This window comes from Microvirga arsenatis (assembly GCF_009910705.1).
Taxonomy (GTDB): domain Bacteria; phylum Pseudomonadota; class Alphaproteobacteria; order Rhizobiales; family Beijerinckiaceae; genus Microvirga; species Microvirga arsenatis.
This window is the reverse complement of record NZ_JAAAXJ010000017.1, coordinates 22,485-39,714: the sequence shown is the minus strand read 5'-3', so window position 1 is coordinate 39,714 and position 17,230 is coordinate 22,485. Positions and strand designations below refer to the sequence as shown.

At 59.3% G+C, this 17,230-nt stretch carries 10 protein-coding genes and 1 pseudogene; all 11 read left to right on the top strand.

What is annotated here, in order from left to right; translation table 11 throughout:
- Nucleotides 1-317: 317 nt before the first annotated feature.
- A pseudogene (locus GR303_RS25500) lies at nt 318-775 on the top strand (DDE-type integrase/transposase/recombinase); the annotation flags it as partial.
- Between the two features lie 410 nt (nt 776-1,185).
- Nucleotides 1,186-1,680, top strand: coding sequence for an ANTAR domain-containing response regulator (locus GR303_RS20380; RefSeq protein ID WP_343038482.1), 495 nt, complete (start codon nt 1,186-1,188; stop codon nt 1,678-1,680).
- A 4-nt stretch (nt 1,681-1,684) separates the two neighbouring features.
- Complete coding sequence (locus GR303_RS20375) at nt 1,685-3,001, top strand: CmpA/NrtA family ABC transporter substrate-binding protein (protein WP_343038481.1); 1,317 nt, start codon at nt 1,685-1,687, stop codon at nt 2,999-3,001.
- A gap of 332 nt (nt 3,002-3,333) precedes the next feature.
- Entirely contained in the window at nt 3,334-4,812 is a 1,479-nt protein-coding gene (cysG, locus tag GR303_RS20370; protein WP_161725331.1) for a siroheme synthase CysG, read from the top strand.
- A 39-nt stretch (nt 4,813-4,851) separates the two neighbouring features.
- Nucleotides 4,852-5,655: a uroporphyrinogen-III synthase gene (locus GR303_RS20365; protein ID WP_343038480.1), complete on the top strand. Its 804-nt coding sequence runs from the start codon at nt 4,852-4,854 to the stop codon at nt 5,653-5,655.
- Between the two features lie 799 nt (nt 5,656-6,454).
- Complete coding sequence (nirB, locus tag GR303_RS20360; protein WP_161725328.1) at nt 6,455-8,905, top strand: nitrite reductase large subunit NirB; 2,451 nt, start codon at nt 6,455-6,457, stop codon at nt 8,903-8,905.
- Complete coding sequence (nirD, locus tag GR303_RS20355; protein WP_161725327.1) at nt 8,902-9,234, top strand: nitrite reductase small subunit NirD; 333 nt, start codon at nt 8,902-8,904, stop codon at nt 9,232-9,234. Before nirB ends, nirD begins: the two co-directional genes overlap by 4 nt.
- Nucleotides 9,235-9,375: 141 nt before the next feature.
- Nucleotides 9,376-10,221, top strand: a complete 846-nt coding sequence (locus tag GR303_RS20350; RefSeq protein WP_161725325.1) for a formate/nitrite transporter family protein — start codon at nt 9,376-9,378, stop codon at nt 10,219-10,221.
- A 55-nt stretch (nt 10,222-10,276) separates the two neighbouring features.
- The gene (locus GR303_RS20345) at nt 10,277-12,007 is read left to right on the top strand and encodes a bifunctional protein-serine/threonine kinase/phosphatase (RefSeq protein ID WP_161725324.1); all 1,731 of its coding nucleotides are present in this window, start codon (nt 10,277-10,279) and stop codon (nt 12,005-12,007) included.
- Nucleotides 12,008-12,885: 878 nt separating this feature from the next.
- Nucleotides 12,886-13,968 (top strand): efflux RND transporter periplasmic adaptor subunit, encoded by a 1,083-nt coding sequence (locus GR303_RS20340; RefSeq protein ID WP_246205717.1) that lies wholly within the window; start codon nt 12,886-12,888, stop codon nt 13,966-13,968.
- Between the two features lie 30 nt (nt 13,969-13,998).
- On the top strand, nt 13,999-17,205 hold the full coding sequence (locus GR303_RS20335) for an efflux RND transporter permease subunit (protein ID WP_161725321.1): 3,207 nt from the start codon (nt 13,999-14,001) through the stop codon (nt 17,203-17,205).
- Nucleotides 17,206-17,230: the final 25 nt, after the last annotated feature.

Sequence of the window (17,230 nt, the reverse complement as noted above, 5' to 3'; positions counted from 1 at the left end):
CAAGTGTGCTCACAGCGGCCACGGTTGAGTGGCTCGCCACAAGTGCAAGGGACGTCACGTATTGGCTGAGGGTCAATCCTCATAAAGGGGCAGCGCCCCCTAGCGCTCGTCCGAACGAGCCTTGCGCCAAGCGCCCCACCGGCAGCCTCAATGACACGGCGCACCCAGGGCCAGCACCTGAGGGCGGACGTCACATGCCGGCGAGCCAGGCTAGGTTCCAGCATCCACCCTATATGGTTGATATCGGGCGCCTCCACGAACAGCGGTAGGAACGCGAATAAGAAGATCGACAGGTTCGGACTCAGTCGTTGACGACGGTAGTTACAATTACTGGCCAGAAGCACTGGTTGTGGCGGGCTGTGGATCACAACGGATATGTCATCGACGAAATCGTCTAAGTGCGACGTGATGCCAAGACGGCCAAGCGTTTGCTCAAGCGGCTGTTAAAGAAGCAGAGCTGCCCGCCTGAGTTATTGATCACCGACAAGTTGAGATCCTATGCTGCTGCCTGGCGCCAGATCAGACCTGCGGTTGAGGATCGCGTATACAAAGGGCTCAACAATCGCGCGGAGAATTCCCATCTGCCACTGCTCTGACCAGGGCGGGCAATGCAGGGGTACCGAACACCGGAGTCCTGCAGAAATTTGCCAGCGTGTTCTTTTCCGCCCGCGATATTTTCGTTCCGCCCCGTTTTCGCTGCTTTGCTCGTGCTACTCGTCTTCACCGCCTCAATACCATGGCGTTGTGGAAGTCTGCAGCCGCCGTTGCCGCGTGAGCCCGTCGGGTGACCGAGTTTGCCCCAGTGCGTCCGCTGTTAGTACTGTGACCACGCCGGTGCTAGGAGATCCTTATCCGCGCAATGCCAACCGGTGGGCGCCATATGACATCAGCAACAGCGCTTACCATATATGCCGGTGCCGCATCTCTCATGCAGCCAGTCTACTTATTGTCTGAAGATGCCTAAAATTTGGGCAGGGCGCCCTCGGAGTACAGTAAGCTCCAGCGGATGCGTTTGGCCTAAAACTTGCTTCGTGTCTCATGTGAGGACCGGTTCTGAGGGCTGCCAACAAGTTGATCAGAGATGCACAAACAGGTCAGCGGCCACTTCGCGTAGCAATCATCGAAGAAGATTGCATCAGGGCCGCTATTCTCCTTGACGGACTACGTGATGCCGGAGTGGCAGACGTGGAAGTCATCGATACGATGACTCACATGCTTCGCCGGCTGAGCATCGTCGACCCGGATGTGATCATCATCGGGATCGAAAATCCTAGTCGTGATGTGCTCGAGCAAATGTTTCAGGTTTCCAAACTCGTTTCCCGTCCGGTGGCAATGTTCGTCGACCGTTCCGACGACGGCATGATCCAGGCTGCGGTCGAAGCGGGTGTATCCGCCTATGTCGTTGACGGATTACGCAAGGAGCGGGTGAAGGCCATCGTAGATATAGCGATCAGCCGGTTCAATGCATTCGACCGTCTGCAGCGCGAGCTGACGGCTGCGCGCAACGAGCTGGCATCCCGCAAGATGATTGAGCGCGCCAAGGGAATTCTCATGAGAACTCGGCAACTTTCGGAGGAGGAGGCCTATGCCCTTCTTAGGCAAACGGCCATGAACGAAAAAAAGAAGCTTGTCGATATTGCGCAGAGCGTTGTCACGACAGCTTCTCTTCTGGAGAAGTAAACGCGTGTGGGAATCGCATTCATCCGGAGACCATCCGGTAACCCAGACTGAGCCAACGGACGTAACGCCCACCGGAAAGACAGCCCGGCGATCGCCGGAGCGGCTGGTACGCGCCGGATTCATCCCGCTCCTCGACATGGCGGTGCTTGTTGCGGCGGAGGAACAGGGTTTTGCCCGACGCGAGGGCATTCGTCTGCAACTCGTGAAGGAGGTGTCATGGTCGAATATCCGCGACCGGCTGGCCTTCCGACAGTTCGATGTCGCTCACATGCTGAGCCCGATGCCAGTTGCTTCCCAGCTGGGTCTCGGCTCGCATCCGTACCGTTGCTTTACCCCCTTTGCCCTTGGACGAGGAGGCAACAGCATAACGCTCTCGCTTGAGCTGTATCGTGAGATGCAGGCCGTTGTTGGCCTCGATGGGTCGGAGCATGCACTGGCAAACGCCCTCGCACTGAAGTCCGTCATCAAGCTGAGGAAGAACCAGGGGCGTAAGCCCCTCGTATTCGCCGTGACCTACCCCTTCTCGTCGCACAATTACGAGTTCCGCTTCTGGCTTGCGGCGGGCGGCATCGACCCGGACAACGACGTTATGATGACCGTGGTCCCTCCGCCGCTCACGGCGGATGCGATGGCGGCCCAAACCATCGACGGATTCTGCGTCAATGCTCCTTGGAACATCATCGCCGTGGAGAAGGGTGTGGGCCGAATTGTTGCCACGAAGGCCGACATATGGCCATCCGCTCCGGAGAAGGTATTGGGTATCAGTCCAGACTGGGCAGAGAAGAATCCGGAGACCCTGTCGCGGCTGATCGTGGCACTGGATGCCGCAGCCCGCTGGTGCGACGATCCTGACAATCATGGTCATTTGGCCGAGATGCTGGGCAGTCCGGCTTATGTCGGCGTTTCAACTGATATGATCTTGCGGCTTCTCAAGGGAGATCTCACCGTCGATCCTTGCGGCAGGATCCGATCAATCGAGAAATACTTGATATTCCACGGGCAGGCCGCGAACTTTCCCTGGATCAGTCAGGCTCGGTGGATCTACAGTCAAATGGTCCGCTGGGGGCAGGTCGCCTACGACGATGTCAGCTTGTCCGAGGTTGAAGGTGCCTATCGCCCGGATATCTATCGTCGCGTGCTCGCAGGCTCGACAACGGCTGTTCCCGCCATGGACAGCAAAATCGAAGGTGTTGCTTCAAGTTCGACTGTCGTTTCAGCTGCAGGCGAGAACATAGCCGCGGATGCGTTCATTGATAGGCGTGCTTTCGACCCGGGCAATATTCCAGACTACGTGAGCGGATTCGGGATCCGCAGGACTTAGGCTGCGCTGGTGGCGAAATATGCAGTCGAGCACAGACATTAGGCGCAGCGTGCACAAACAATCTACTTGAGCGATCTCTGCGCAATGCTAACCTTCTCCCGAGGCTTGGTCAGACAATGAAGTCTTAGCCCGCCTTGATCAACAGCGTCGATCAACGATGATCGACGGCGCGTGCCTTTCAGAAGGCATTTTTTCGACAACGACGTCGTATGATAGACTGCAGTACCGTAACGGCGGTATGCGGTTCATCACGCGGCGTTCTTCGCGTTCAGGCAAGGTCCTTGTGACCGGTGTGGACGACCTGTTTCGGTATCGACGTCCGGAGGTCAGTGATGCAGCAGCCGTTCAGAAAGCCGTCCGAAGCTGAGCCCGGACGCATGGGACGCCTTTCCAAGCTGCCGGTGTTCTTCGACCTGCGCGGCAGACGCGCCGTGATCGTGGGCGGGTCGCCTGGCGCGGCCTGGAAGGCGGAGCTTCTCGCGGCTGCGGGGGCGCATGTCGATGTCTATGCGCTCGAGGTCTGTGCGGAGATGGAGACCCTGCTAGCCCGCGGAGCGGCGGGCGGTCACCTCGCCCTCCACCGAAGAGCGTGGACATCAGGGATCCTGGATCGCGCCGCTCTTGCTGTCGCCGATCTCGAAGGTGAAGGCGAGGCGGAGGACTTCGCTGCGGCAGCGCATGAAGCTGGCGTTCCCGTGAACGTGGTCGACAAGCCTGACTACTGCGATTTCCAGTTTGGCTCAGTGGTTAATCGCTCGCCGGTCGTGATCGGCATCTCGACCGACGGTGCTGCGCCGATCCTGGGTCAGGCCATTCGACGTCGCATTGAAACATTGCTGCACCCTTCCCTGGCCGCCTGGGCTTCGCTGGCCAAGGCGATGCGTGAGCGCATTATGGAGCAACTTCCTCCCGGGTTGTCGCGCCGCGCATTCTGGGAGCGCTTCGCCGATCTGGCGTTTCAGGGACGTCCGCCTGAAACCCTGGGTTCAAGTGTTGAGCAGGTTCTCAGGTATATCGCGTTGCGGCCTGTCGACTCAAAGGGTCGCGTCACTTTGGTAGGAGCGGGGCCTGGCGATGCGGAATTGCTGACTCTCAGAGCCGTGCGGGCTCTCCAGGCCGCCGATGTCATTCTCTTCGACGACTTGGTTTCAGAAGACGTTCTCGAACTCGCCCGCCGTGAAGCAAAGCGCCTCATCGTGGGCAAGCGGGGAGGACGTGCATCCTGTGCGCAGGAGGACATCAACGACCTCATGGCTGGTTTGGCCTTGCAGGGGAAGCATGTGGTTCGCCTGAAGTCCGGCGATCCCATGATCTTCGGCCGGGCCGGGGAGGAGATTGAGCACCTTGAACGGGCTGGCGTCCCCGTGGATGTCGTGCCCGGCATTACGGCCGGGATTGCCCTGGCGTCGGCATTGGGCGTATCCCTCACCCATCGCGATATGGCGCAGTCCGTGCGTTTCGTGACTGGATGCGCGAGAACAGGACGTCTCCCGGATGACCTGGACTGGCCCGGATTGGCTGATATCCATACAACAGCGATCTTCTACATGGCCGGAGGAACGGCGGGGGCGATTGCCACGCGGCTGATGGAACAGGGTGTCTCTCCAAGCACTCCGTCGGTGATGGTATCGAACGTGTCACGGAGCAACGATCGATGGGCAGGGCCTCTCTCTGAACTCGGCGAAGCGAGCGACCGGCGCGATTCCGCGAAGCCTGTCATCATCGGTATCGGGCGCGTCTTCGGCAAGGCTGTACACGTGAGCGCTCGGCACAGTCTTGAGCCTGTACAGCGGCTGCAGGCGGAAGCATAGGCAGGAGGACGAGGCATGCTGCAAGGCCGAAAGATCGCCGTGCCTGAGAGCCGCGAGCTTGATCTGTTCGTACGCATGCTCGAACGATATGGTGCAGTCCCTGTCCGTTGCCCCCTGGTTTCGATCCACGATGTGGACGATGCCGTACCGGTTTATGCGTGGCTCAAGCGGCTCGCCGAGGGGCAGCAAGACAGCCTCATTCTCTATACGGGGGAGGGGCTGGCTCGCCTTCTCGCATTTGCCCGGCGAGGTCGCATGGAGGCGGAGGTGATCTCTGGCCTTCGCCGAACGCGCAAGATCGCTCGCGGGCCAAAGCCTGCGAAAGTTCTGCGCGGCATCGGCCTCAGCCCGGACGTGCTGGCGGGGGAGCCAACCACGGCCGGTTTGGTCGCGACCCTGTGCGGACTTGATCTGAAAGGCAGCTGCGTCGGTGTGCAGCTCTATCCCGGAGGCGAGACCCTGCTGACGGGTTTCCTGGAGGATGCGGGCGCCAAGCCTGATCCTATCCTGTGCTATCGCTATGCCTCGGACGAGGAGGGCGAGCGTGTCGCTCATCTGATCGATGCAATTGTCGCGCAGGACATCGATATGATCGCGTTCACCAGCACGGCGCAGGTGCACCGATTGCAGGAGGTCGCACGGCAGTTCGATAGAACATCGAAGCTCCAATCGGCGATGCAGAGAACCCTGATTGCTGCCGTTGGCCCGGTCACCTCGCGGGCCGTCGAGGAGGCAGGCTGGCCCGTTGCGGCGATGCCTCGGGACAGCTTTCACCTCAAGCCCATGATCGCTGCACTGGGCAAGAGGCTAGCCAGTGACGTCAGCTCTATTCCGTCTGTCTGACGACCCCTGCCAAGGACTGGGCATCCTCATCAAAGGCGTGGGATATCCCAACACCTTCGTGATGTGTGGGGGAGCGAAGCGTCACACTCGGTTCGTCTTCTGCAAGTTTCCGGTCAACTTGCTATTTTAATGGAAAGAGCGGACCACAGGCCCGAGACCTGCTTCTTCGAATGTCGCTTCCCTAAGAGACTCGGATCCGGGAGGCGAGCCAAATACGTGATCACGTCTTAGGGCGGGCTTGGCTCGTCATCGATGACATTGTAGACCGCTGCTGCGGTTTAGCTGATCGATCGATCCATCGGCGCCTGTTCGATATCGGCGGCATGGACACAGGTGAACGCCCGTCCAGACTTGCTGAGACGTCGCGTCGTTCCACCTGCGACATCCAAGAGAGCGTTGCGTCTCAGCCAGTAGGTGCTGGCAAGGCGGAAGATTTGCTCGCGAAGGCCCTATCCACCAAGTGGGTCTATGTGAAGATGATGACTGTAGGAGCAAGCCGCTGATGATATGTTGGTCACGATGCTTAAATTATCTCCTTGAGCAGAAATCAGGCATTTCGTATTTTTCCCAAATACAGCGCGGGTTCCGACAATGAAGTCGACATGCTCCGCTTGATCGTCTGATCAGAGAAGATCAGACAGCTTTGCCTCTCATCTGGCACCGCTTCGACAACGACGTCGCATGAATGGTTTGGATGCTGCGCGAGCGGCATGTGGACACTTCGCGCGGCGACATTGTGCTTGGTTGCGGCGTGAGGAAATGAACGCCTAGGCCCTTTTACTTTCTCAGGGAGACTGGGATGCCCAAGAAGCTCGTCGTTATCGGCAATGGTATGGCCGCCGGCCGTGCTCTGGAAGAGCTGTTCGAGCGAGCTCCTGGAGCCTACGAGGTCACCATCTTCGGCGCCGAGCCGCGCGTGAACTACAACCGCATCATGCTATCGCCCGTTCTTTCCGGCGAGAAGGCTTACGAAGACATCTTGATTCACGACGATGCTTGGTACAAGACGAATGGCATCACCCTCCATCGCGGCAAACAGGTCGTCGAGATTGACCGTGCTGCCAAGCGCGTGATGGCAGCAGACGGGACGACGGCAGAGTACGACCAGCTCCTCGTCGCCACTGGGTCTATCCCTTTCATGGTGCCGATTCCGGGTGCGACCCTTCCAGGAGTTGTCACTTATCGCGATCTCGATGACGTCAACAAGATGCTCGAGGCGGCAGGTAAGGGCGGACACGCTGTTGTCATCGGCGGCGGATTGCTTGGGCTTGAGGCCGCGGCAGGGTTGAAGGCCCAAGGTATGGACGTCACGGTCCTTCACCTGATGCCGACCCTGATGGAGCGTCAGCTTGATCCATCTGCCGGCTATCTTCTGCAGAAGGCCTTCGAGGATCGCGGCATCACGGTTCGCTGCAAGGCCAATACTCATGCAATCCTCGGTGATACGCAGGTGACAGGTGTCCGCCTCGAGGATGGCACGGAGATGCAGGCCGACATCGTTGTCATGGCGGTTGGCATCCGCCCCAATGTGACGCTGGCCAAGGAGGCGGGGCTTAAGACCAACCGCGGTGTGCTCGTTGGCGACGACATGCGCACCAGCGATCCGGACGTATTTTCGGTCGGCGAGTGCGTCGAGCACCGTGGTCACTGCTACGGCCTCGTGGCGCCGCTCTACGAGATGGCCAAGGTAGTCGCCGCGCAGCTCGCGGGCGACGGAACGGCATCTTATGCCGGCTCCGTCACCGCTACCAAGCTAAAGGTAACCGGTATCGACCTGTTCTCGGCAGGCGATTTCAGCGAGGCCAATGATCGACAGGACATCGTTCTGCGCGATGCGGCCCGTGGGATCTACAAGCGCATCGTACTCGAGAACAACCGCATTGTCGGCGCGGTTCTCTACGGCGAGACGGCGGATGGCTCCTGGTTCTTCGACCTTCTGCGCAAGGAGACGGACGTCTCCGAATTTCGTGATACGCTGATTTTCGGGCAATCCTATCCCGGAGGCTCTCCCTTGGATCCTACAGCGGCCGTTGCTGCCTTGCCGGACGATGCAGAGATCTGCGGGTGCAACGGCGTGTGCAAGGGCAGGATCGTTCAGACCATCGCCGACAAGGGTCTGAGCTCCCTGGCGGAGGTGAGGGCGCATACGAAAGCGTCGGCGTCATGCGGCACCTGCACAGGGTTGGTTGAGCAGGTGATGGCCCTGACGCTCGGCGACAGAATCGAGAAGTCGACTGTTGAGCCCATGTGCGGCTGCACTGACCTTGGCCACGACGAGGTGCGCCGTCTTATTCGCGCGGCAGAACTGAAGTCGATCCCGGCTGTCATGCAGGAGCTCGGCTGGAAGACCTCCTGCGGCTGTGCCAAGTGCCGGCCGGCCCTGAATTACTATCTCCTGTGCGACTGGCCTGAGGAGTACGAAGACGATGGCCGCTCCCGCTACATCAACGAGCGCGTTCACGCCAACATTCAGAAGGACGGGACCTATTCAGTCGTCCCGCGCATGTGGGGCGGACTGACCAGTCCGCGGGAATTGCGCGCCATCGCCGATGTGGCAGAGCGGTACAACATTCCAACCGTGAAGATCACGGGCGGTCAGCGGATTGACCTGCTCGGCGTGCGCAAGGAGGACCTGCCGGCGGTTTGGGCCGATCTCAACGATGCGGGAATGGTATCGGGCCACGCCTACGCCAAAGGTCTACGCACGGTGAAGACCTGCGTTGGTACGGAGTGGTGCCGCTTCGGCACGCAGGATTCCACCGGTCTCGGTGTCAAGATCGAGAAGTTCATGTGGGGCTCCTGGACGCCTGCCAAGGTCAAGATGGGCGTGTCGGGCTGCCCCCGCAACTGCGCTGAGGCGACGTGCAAGGACGTGGGCGTGATCTGCGTGGACTCAGGGTTCGAGATCCATTTCGCGGGAGCAGCTGGCCTGCACATCAAGGGCACGCAGGTGCTGTGCAAGGTGCCGGAGGAGGACGAATGCATTGAGGTCATCGCGGCCCTGACTCAGCTGTACCGGGAGCAGGGGCACTATCTCGAGCGCATGTACAAATGGGCCGACCGGGTTGGTGTGGATGCCATCCGCGCGGGCGTGGTCGAGGATCTGGAGAAGCGCCGCGCTCTCTATAAGCGTTTCGTGATCTCGCAGCGCATTGCGCAGATCGATCCATGGGCCGAGCGAGTCTCTGGACGTGATGCACATGAGTTCAATCCCATGGCGAACTTCACCCTGGCGGAGGCGGCGGAATGAGTGAGTGGATCGATGTGGGCGCGGTTGACGATGTACCGGCTTTGGGGTCGCGGGTCGTACAGGCACCCGGCGGAAACATCGCGGTCTTTAAAGCCACGGATGGCACCCTCTTTGCCCTTCGAGATCGCTGTCCTCACAAGGGAGGTCCTCTATCACAAGGCATCGTGCACGATCATTCCGTGACCTGCCCGCTGCATAACTGGGTGATCAGTCTGGCGACCGGTGAGGCACAAGGTGCAGATCGAGGTTGTGCCCACAGGATTCCGCTGCGCGTGGAGGGAGAGCGGATCCTCCTCGCGATCTCCGCTCTCTTGGCACACGTAGCCTGAAGAGCAACAGGGCGGCGAGTATGTGGAGAGGAATGCCTCTCGTGGAAAGCGAGCCGGACCAAATGCCGGCTCATTCGGATCAGTTACCAATGCAGCCCTTCCTAGCGCATCGGCTGCCCCACACGTGAGAAAGGATTTTCGATGGCTTACCTCGCACCTGCCGAATTCGTCACCAAAATGGTCGATGCCGGCGAATCCAAGATCTTCATGTCGGCCCGAGATACAGTGATCCGCGCCTATATGGCAGGTGCCATTCTGGCGCTTGCAGCCGCTTTTGCGGTCACAATCACTGTCCAGACCGGTCAGCCGCTCGTCGGCGCAATTCTGTTCCCTGTGGGCTTCTGCATGCTCTACCTCATGGGCTTCGACCTGCTCACGGGTGTTTTCATGCTCACCCCTCTTGCTCTGATCGACAGGCGGCCGGGTGTGACCATAGGCGGTATTCTGCGCAACTGGAGCCTCGTCTTTGTCGGGAACTTCGCGGGCGCCTTTACGGTCGCGGTCATGATGGCGATCATCTTCACGTTCGGCTTCACCCAGGCACCTGATGCGGTCGGTCAGAAGATCGGTGTCATCGGTGAGGGAAGGACCGTAGGATATGCATCTCATGGGGCGGCAGGCATGCTCACGCTCTTCATCCGCGGCGTACTGTGCAATTGGATGGTAGCGACCGGCGTCGTCGGCGCCATGATCTCGACCTCAGTGTCGGGCAAGGTGATCGCCATGTGGATGCCGATCATGCTGTTCTTCTTCATGGGCTTCGAGCATTCCATCGTGAACATGTTTCTTTTCCCATCAGGACTGCTGCTCGGCGGCAATTTCTCGGTAATGGATTATCTGATCTGGAACGAGATCCCAACCGTCATCGGCAATCTTGTGGGCGGCTTGGCGTTCGTTGGGCTTACGCTCTACTCAACCCATATGCGCACCGGCGCGAAGCGTAGTCGCGATCTCGGGGTCGGCGTGGCTGCTTTCCCTGCCGAGTAACCAAATGGAGATGGGAACCCCGTTCTGAGGCGGGGTTTCCATTGCCGGTATTTTCATGACGCAGCCGCTGACGGTATCGATCGGACAACATTCCGAGAAGGGGCATAAGGAAGCCAATCATGACTTCCACGGCGCCTTGATCCCGACCGGATCCGCTCTCGCCCTCAAGGGCATTGCCGTTGCGATCGCTGACGGCATCAGCACAAGTTCAGTGAGTCACATCGCCGCTGAATCAGCTGTCAAGAGCTTCCTCACTGACTACTACTGCACATCCGATGCCTGGTCCGTCAAAACTGCGGCACGACGAGTGATCAGCGCGACCAATTCATGGCTTCATGCCGAGACCCGGCGCAGCCAATGCTCCGTTGATATGGACAGGGGCTATGTCTGCACCTTCACGGCGATGATCCTGAAATCGTGCCTCGCGCATGTCTTCCATATTGGGGACTGTCGTGTAAGCCGGCTGGCTGGCTGTGTTCTGGAGCCTCTGACCAACGATCACCGCGTCATCGTATCATCTCAGCAGAGCTATCTTTCTCGTGCACTTGGCGCAAAGCCGAGTGTGGAAATCGACTACACCACTGTGCCGTTGCAAGTAGGCGATACCTTCATTCTTTCGAGCGATGGTGTGCACGAGCATGTCAGTGGTGCAGCAGTTGTGGCTGCCATCAAGGCTCATGCGGACGATCTTGACCGAGCGGCCTGCACGATCGTTGACGAGGCGCTGCGGGCAGGTAGCCGTGACAATTTGACGGTTCAGATCGTGCGGATCGAGGCGGTGCCTGATGGGAATGCAGGCGAGTTCATAACTGGCGTCGCGGAGCTGGGGCCGTCGGCCCCGCCGGAGCCAGGCAATCTGCTGGACGGCTACAGGATCGTGCGTGAGCTGCATTCCAGTAGTCGCAGTCACGTCTATCTTGCTTTCGACACGCAGACCCAGAAACCCGTAGCCCTAAAGCTCCCGTCAACTGAGCTTCGGAACGATGCCGATCATCTGAAGCGCTTCATAATGGAGGAGTGGATCGCCCGGCGTATGAACAGTCCTCATGTTCTCAAGGCTCAGGCTCAATCCCGAAAGCGCAGCCGGCTTTATGTCGTGACGGAGTATGTGGAGGGCCGAACATTGGCCCAGTGGATGATCGACCACCCCCACCCGGATCTGGATACCGTTCGCGATATTGCTGAGCAGATCGTCAAGGGATTGCACGCATTCCATCGTCTCGAGATGTTGCATCAAGATCTGCGGCCTCAGAATGTCATGATTGACCAATCTGGGACGGTAAAGATCATCGATTTCGGCTCTGCGCGTGTGGCTGGCGTTGTCGAGGCCGCTCCAGAGGCAATCCATGACGATGTTCTCGGTACGGCGCAGTACGCGGCTCCGGAGTATTTCGCCGGTGAGAGAGGCACTTGGCGTTCTGATCTCTTCTCGTTGGGTGTGATCGTCTACCAGATGCTTACCAGTCGGCTCCCCTATGGAGCCGAGGTGTCAAAGATACGCAGCCCAATGCAGCAGAGAAGACTGCGCTATGTCCCTGCCTCGGAGATCAATCCGGAAGTGCCGGAATGGATGGACCATGCATTGCGCAAGGCCCTGCATCCCAATCCCATGAAGCGATATGATGCGCTTTCAGAATTCACTTTCGACTTGCGTCATCCCAACCCGACTCTCCTGAAGCCGGCACCATTAGCTCAGCGCAATCCTGTTACGTTCTGGAAATGCGTCTCTGGCGCTCTTAGCTTGGCTGTTATTCTTTTGCTATGGCACTTAACTATTATTGCTTAAGGCAAGAATACTCTCTTCGCAGGCTCTTGAAGGGTGATCGAGGTTTCCTCCTAGCACATTGCAGACTTTGCCCGGAGTTCCGCTCCTGAACTGAGTGCAGTCGTTAACCAATGGACCACTCACGCACCTGCTTGTCGCCCATAACCGGACTGGCCAGCTTTTAGGCAAAAACAGAGGCAGGGGTAGAGCCATAAAAGCCCTCTTCGGTGCCCGGCAAACGCTTGTCAGAGAATGGCTGCGGCCGAGTTGGCACAAGAAATCTGGCATTTAAAGATGGAGACCTATAAGGGCGATTTATTTATTTTCGGAGACTTAGATATTAGCGGAGAGGGGGATTCTCTGCAGGTATCAGGAAGATCTTTTCTCTCCAAGGGTTTTTAGCTGCCTTAATCTAGAATTTTTGTGCCAGTCCTTTGTATATCCGTTTGCATTCCTGAACGAAACTCCTCTAAGCTATCCTTACAGGGTTCGTTGCCTGCACTGGACGCCTACATCAGCTTGTCGGCTGGAGCCGCTCGGCGGTTTGTCTTCGTTACTGAATATCGTAGGGTGCAGATAGTAACGTGGCGGGTGCGCTAGCGCACATAGGTGCCGTTCCAACAGGCTGTAGACGTCCTTTTTGTACCATTTGATATAAAAATTTCTGAGCGGTCCTTTGAAAATGTACCAATCGGTATTATACCAGTCGGTACGATTCCGGCGCACTCTCGAGGCCGGGCGGATTTCAAACGAACGGCTCCAACATGACAATCGTTTCCAGAACCCGACTTCTGACCTCTCTCGGCGCTGTGAGTGCGATCTTGAGTGGCGTCGCTCTCTGGCCCGTGCTCGGCAGCACGGCGACCCGGGGCAGCGACACGGGGCCGGCGCCGTCGGCCATGCCTGCCAACGTCGCCGCCATCGACAGTCGCGACGTTTCTCTATGGGAGGAGTTCTCGGGCCGTCTTGAGGCGATCGAGCGGGTTAATCTGCGTCCCCGGATTCCCGGCGCTATCGAGTCGGTCCATTTCCGCGAAGGATCGCTGGTCAGGAAAGGAGATCTTCTCTTCACCATCGATCCCGCACCCTACATCGCCGAGGTTGAGAAGGCGGAGGCCCAGGTCCGCGCGGCAGAGGCCAATCTCGCCTTTGCCCGCGGCGAACTGGAGCGCGGCATGAAAATGACCGCCAACCAGACCATAGCTCAGCGTGACCTCGACACACGATTGAGCAATGTCCGTGAGGCTGAGGCCAACCTGAGCGCCGCTAATGCTGTCGCAAAGGCCGCGCGCCTCAACCTGTCCTACACCGAGGTGCGCGCGCCGATCTCCGGACGGGTGGGAAAAATTGAGGTGACTGCGGGCAATCTCGTCGATGGCGGATCCAGCGCACCGGTCCTGACGACTATCGTCTCGACCAACCCGATCTACGTGAGCTTCGACGCTGATGAGCGCGCGGTACAGCGGGCTATCGAGACATTGCCGGCAGGGCGCAACCGGCGCGATCATCTCGACCGTATTCCGGTCGAAATGCAATCAGGACCGGGGGCCGAGGTTGTGCGTGGCAAGCTGCAGCTCATTGATCATACAGTCAACAGCGCCAGTGGTACGATCCGGATGCGTGCGGTGTTCGACAATGGCGACGACCGCCTGATGCCGGGTCAGTTCGCGCGCATCCGGTTGGGCCAAGCCAAGACAACATCCGCGCTCGTCGTGCCCGAACGCGCCATCGGGGTCGACCAGGACAAGAAATACGTGCTCGTCGTCGATCAGACGTCCAAGGCGAATTACCGCGAGATCAAGCTCGGGGCTTCCGTGGACGGGGGGCGCATCGTCACCAGCGGCCTCAATCCTGGGGAGCGGATTATAGTTGACGGCCTTCAGAAGGTCCGCCCAGGCGCACTAATCGCGCCGCAATCCGACAGGCCCGAGACGTCCGCTGCACTTCGAATGCAGCATTCGTCCGCCTCTGCTGGGAATTGATCGCACACTAAAGGCTTGAGGGCCGCCACTATGAATATCTCTCGCTTCTTCATCGACCGCCCGGTCTTTGCCGGGGTTCTGTCGGTGCTCATCTTCGTGGTTGGATTGCTCGCCTTGCGGGTCCTGCCAATCTCGGAATATCCTGAAGTCGTGCCGCCCCAGGTAGTCGTCCGCGCACAATATCCGGGCGCGAATCCCAAGGTTATCTCCGAGACCGTGGCCGCGCCGATTGAAGAGGCCGTCAACGGCGTTGAGGACATGCTCTACATGAGCAGCCAAGCCACGACCGATGGCGTGTTGACGCTCACCGTGACCTTCGCCCTTGGCACGGATCCCGATAAGGCGCAGCAGCTCGTACAGAATCGGGTCTCGCAGGCCGAGCCCCGGCTGCCTGAGGAAGTGCGCCGTCTGGGGGTTACCACCGTCAAAAGCTCACCGGACCTGATGATGGTGGTTCACCTGCTGTCACCCGATAGCCGCTACGACGTCACGTATCTGCGCAATTACGCGGCGCTCAACGTCAAGGACCGACTCGCCCGGATTCAGGGCGTGGGTCAAGTTCAGTTGTTCGGATCGGGCGACTATTCCATGCGGGTCTGGCTGGATCCTCAGAAGATTGCCGAGCACGGTCTCTCGGCGAGCGACATCGTCGATGAGATCCGCGCTCAGAACGTGCAGGCGGCTGCTGGCGTCGTCGGTGCCTCGCCCGGTCTGCCGGGGATCGATCACCAATTGTCGATCAATGCCCAAGGGCGCCTCCAGGATGAGGAGCAGTTCGGCGAGATCATCGTCAAGACGGGTGAAAACGGGGAGATCACCCGCCTGCGCGACATCGCCCGCATCGAGCTGGGCGCAGCCGACTACGCCCTGAGGTCTCTGCTGAACAATAAGCCGGCAGTCGCCATCCCGATCCTCCAGGCGCCGGGGTCGAACGCCATCGAGATCGCCGATAAGGTTCGCGCCGAGATGGCGGACATCAAGGCCAACATGCCGGAAGGCATCGACTTCCAAATCGTCTACGACACGACCCAGTTCGTGCGCGCCTCGATCGACGCGGTGGTCAATACGCTGCTTGAGGCCGTGCTGCTCGTGGTGCTGGTGGTGATCCTGTTCCTGCAGACCTGGCGGGCCTCCATCATTCCTCTCGCTGCCGTCCCGGTCTCGATCGTCGGCACGTTCGCGGTCCTACAAGCTCTGGGCTTCTCCATCAACGCTCTGAGCTTGTTTGGACTCGTTCTCGCAATCGGCATCGTAGTCGACGATGCGATCGTGGTTGTCGAGAATGTGGAGCGGAACATCGAGAAGGGGCTGAGCCCTCGGCAGGCGACTTACCGAGCGATGCAGGAGGTTTCGGGACCGATCATTGCCATCGCACTGGTGCTGGTGGCAGTCTTTATCCCGCTCGCATTCATCAGCGGCCTGACAGGACAGTTCTACAAGCAGTTCGCCGTTACCATCGCCATCTCGACGGTGATCTCTGCGATCAATTCGCTGACTCTGTCCCCGGCCCTGGCGGCACTTCTTCTTCGCGACCACCATGCGCCAAAGGACCGGATTACCCGGATCATGGACGCGCTGTTCGGCTGGCTGTTCCGCCGCTTCAATACGGTCTTCCATCGGGGGGCAGATGCCTATGGCACTGGCGTGAGGCGGGTGATCGCCGCTAAGTTCTTGATGCTCTTCGTGTATGTGGCTCTACTGGGAGCGACAGGCTTCCTGTTCAAGACTGTGCCCGGCGGCTTCGTTCCGGGGCAGGACAAGCAATACCTGGTTGGCTTCGCCCAGTTGCCGGATGCCGCGACCCTCGACAGAACGGAGAGTGTCATCCGGCAGATGACCGACATCGCACTGAAGCAGCCAGGCGTCGAGCACGCCGTCGCATTCCCTGGCCTGTCGATCAACGGCTTTACCAACAGCTCCAATGCCGGCATCGTATTCCTGACCCTTGCGCCATTCGAGGACCGCCGAGACCCAAGCCTGAGTGCCGGAGCAATCGCAGGTCAACTGAACCAGAAGTTCGCCGCCATCACAGAGGCTGTGACCGCCATCTTTCCTCCTCCGCCGGTGCAGGGGCTGGGTACAATCGGCGGCTTCAAGCTACAGATTGAGGATACGGCCGGCCTCGGCTACGAGGCACTCGATCGGGCGGCAAAGGACTTCCTGGCTAAGGCGGCAGCGGCGCCCGAGCTTGCGGGATTGTTCTCAAGCTATTCGATCAACGTCCCTCAACTGTATGCAGATGTCGACAGAGCCAAGGCGCGCCAGCTCGGAGTTGCTATCTCAGATGTGTTCAGCACGCTTCAGATCTATCTTGGTTCTGTCTACGTGAACGATTTCAACAGGTTTGGACGGACCTACTCTGTACGCGTTCAGGCGGATGCTCCGTTCCGAGCCCGCGCGGAGGATGTCGGCTTTTTGAAGGTGCGCTCAAACTCGGGCGAGATGATTCCGCTGACGGCCCTGTTGAGCATCCGATCGAGCATAGGGCCGGAGCGCGCGATGCGATACAACGGCTTCCTCTCGGCCGACGTCAACGGACAGGCGGCTCCGGGATACTCGTCGGGGCAGGCGCAGGCAGTGGTCGAGCGGATTGCGGCCGAGACCCTACCGAAAGGATTCAGGGCCGAGTGGACCGAGCTGACTTATCAGGAAATTTTGGCAGGAAATTCCGGCATTCTGGTCTTTCCGGTTGCCATTCTGCTCGTCTTCCTGGTCCTTGCGGCGCAATACGAGAGCCTGACGCTGCCGGTAGCAATCATCCTAATCGTGCCGCTGGCGCTGCTTGCGGCCTTGGTCGGCGTGTGGTTGACGGCAGGCGACAACAACGTGTTCACCCAGATCGGACTCATTGTACTGGTCGGCCTGTCGGCTAAGAACGCGATCCTGATCGTGGAGTTCGCCCGTGAGCTCGAGTTTGAGGGGCGCACTCCTGCTGAAGCGGCAATCGAGGCGAGTCGCCTGCGTCTGCGACCAATCCTGATGACCTCGCTTGCCTTCATCATGGGCGTCGTGCCGCTGGTAGTATCGACGGGGGCGGGGGCTGAAATGCGCGCTGCCATGGGTGTGGCTGTGTTCTCGGGCATGATCGGCGTGACGGCATTCGGTCTGTTCTTCACACCGGTCTTCTATGTCCTAGTCCGGCGATTGGTAGGGAATCGCCGCCTTCGACATCAGCCTGATCCGACGGCATCGGATACGGTCACAAATGTGCATCTGGTGAAGGAACTGGTGAGCTGAACGAGTGCGAGGGCGCTGCCTCAGG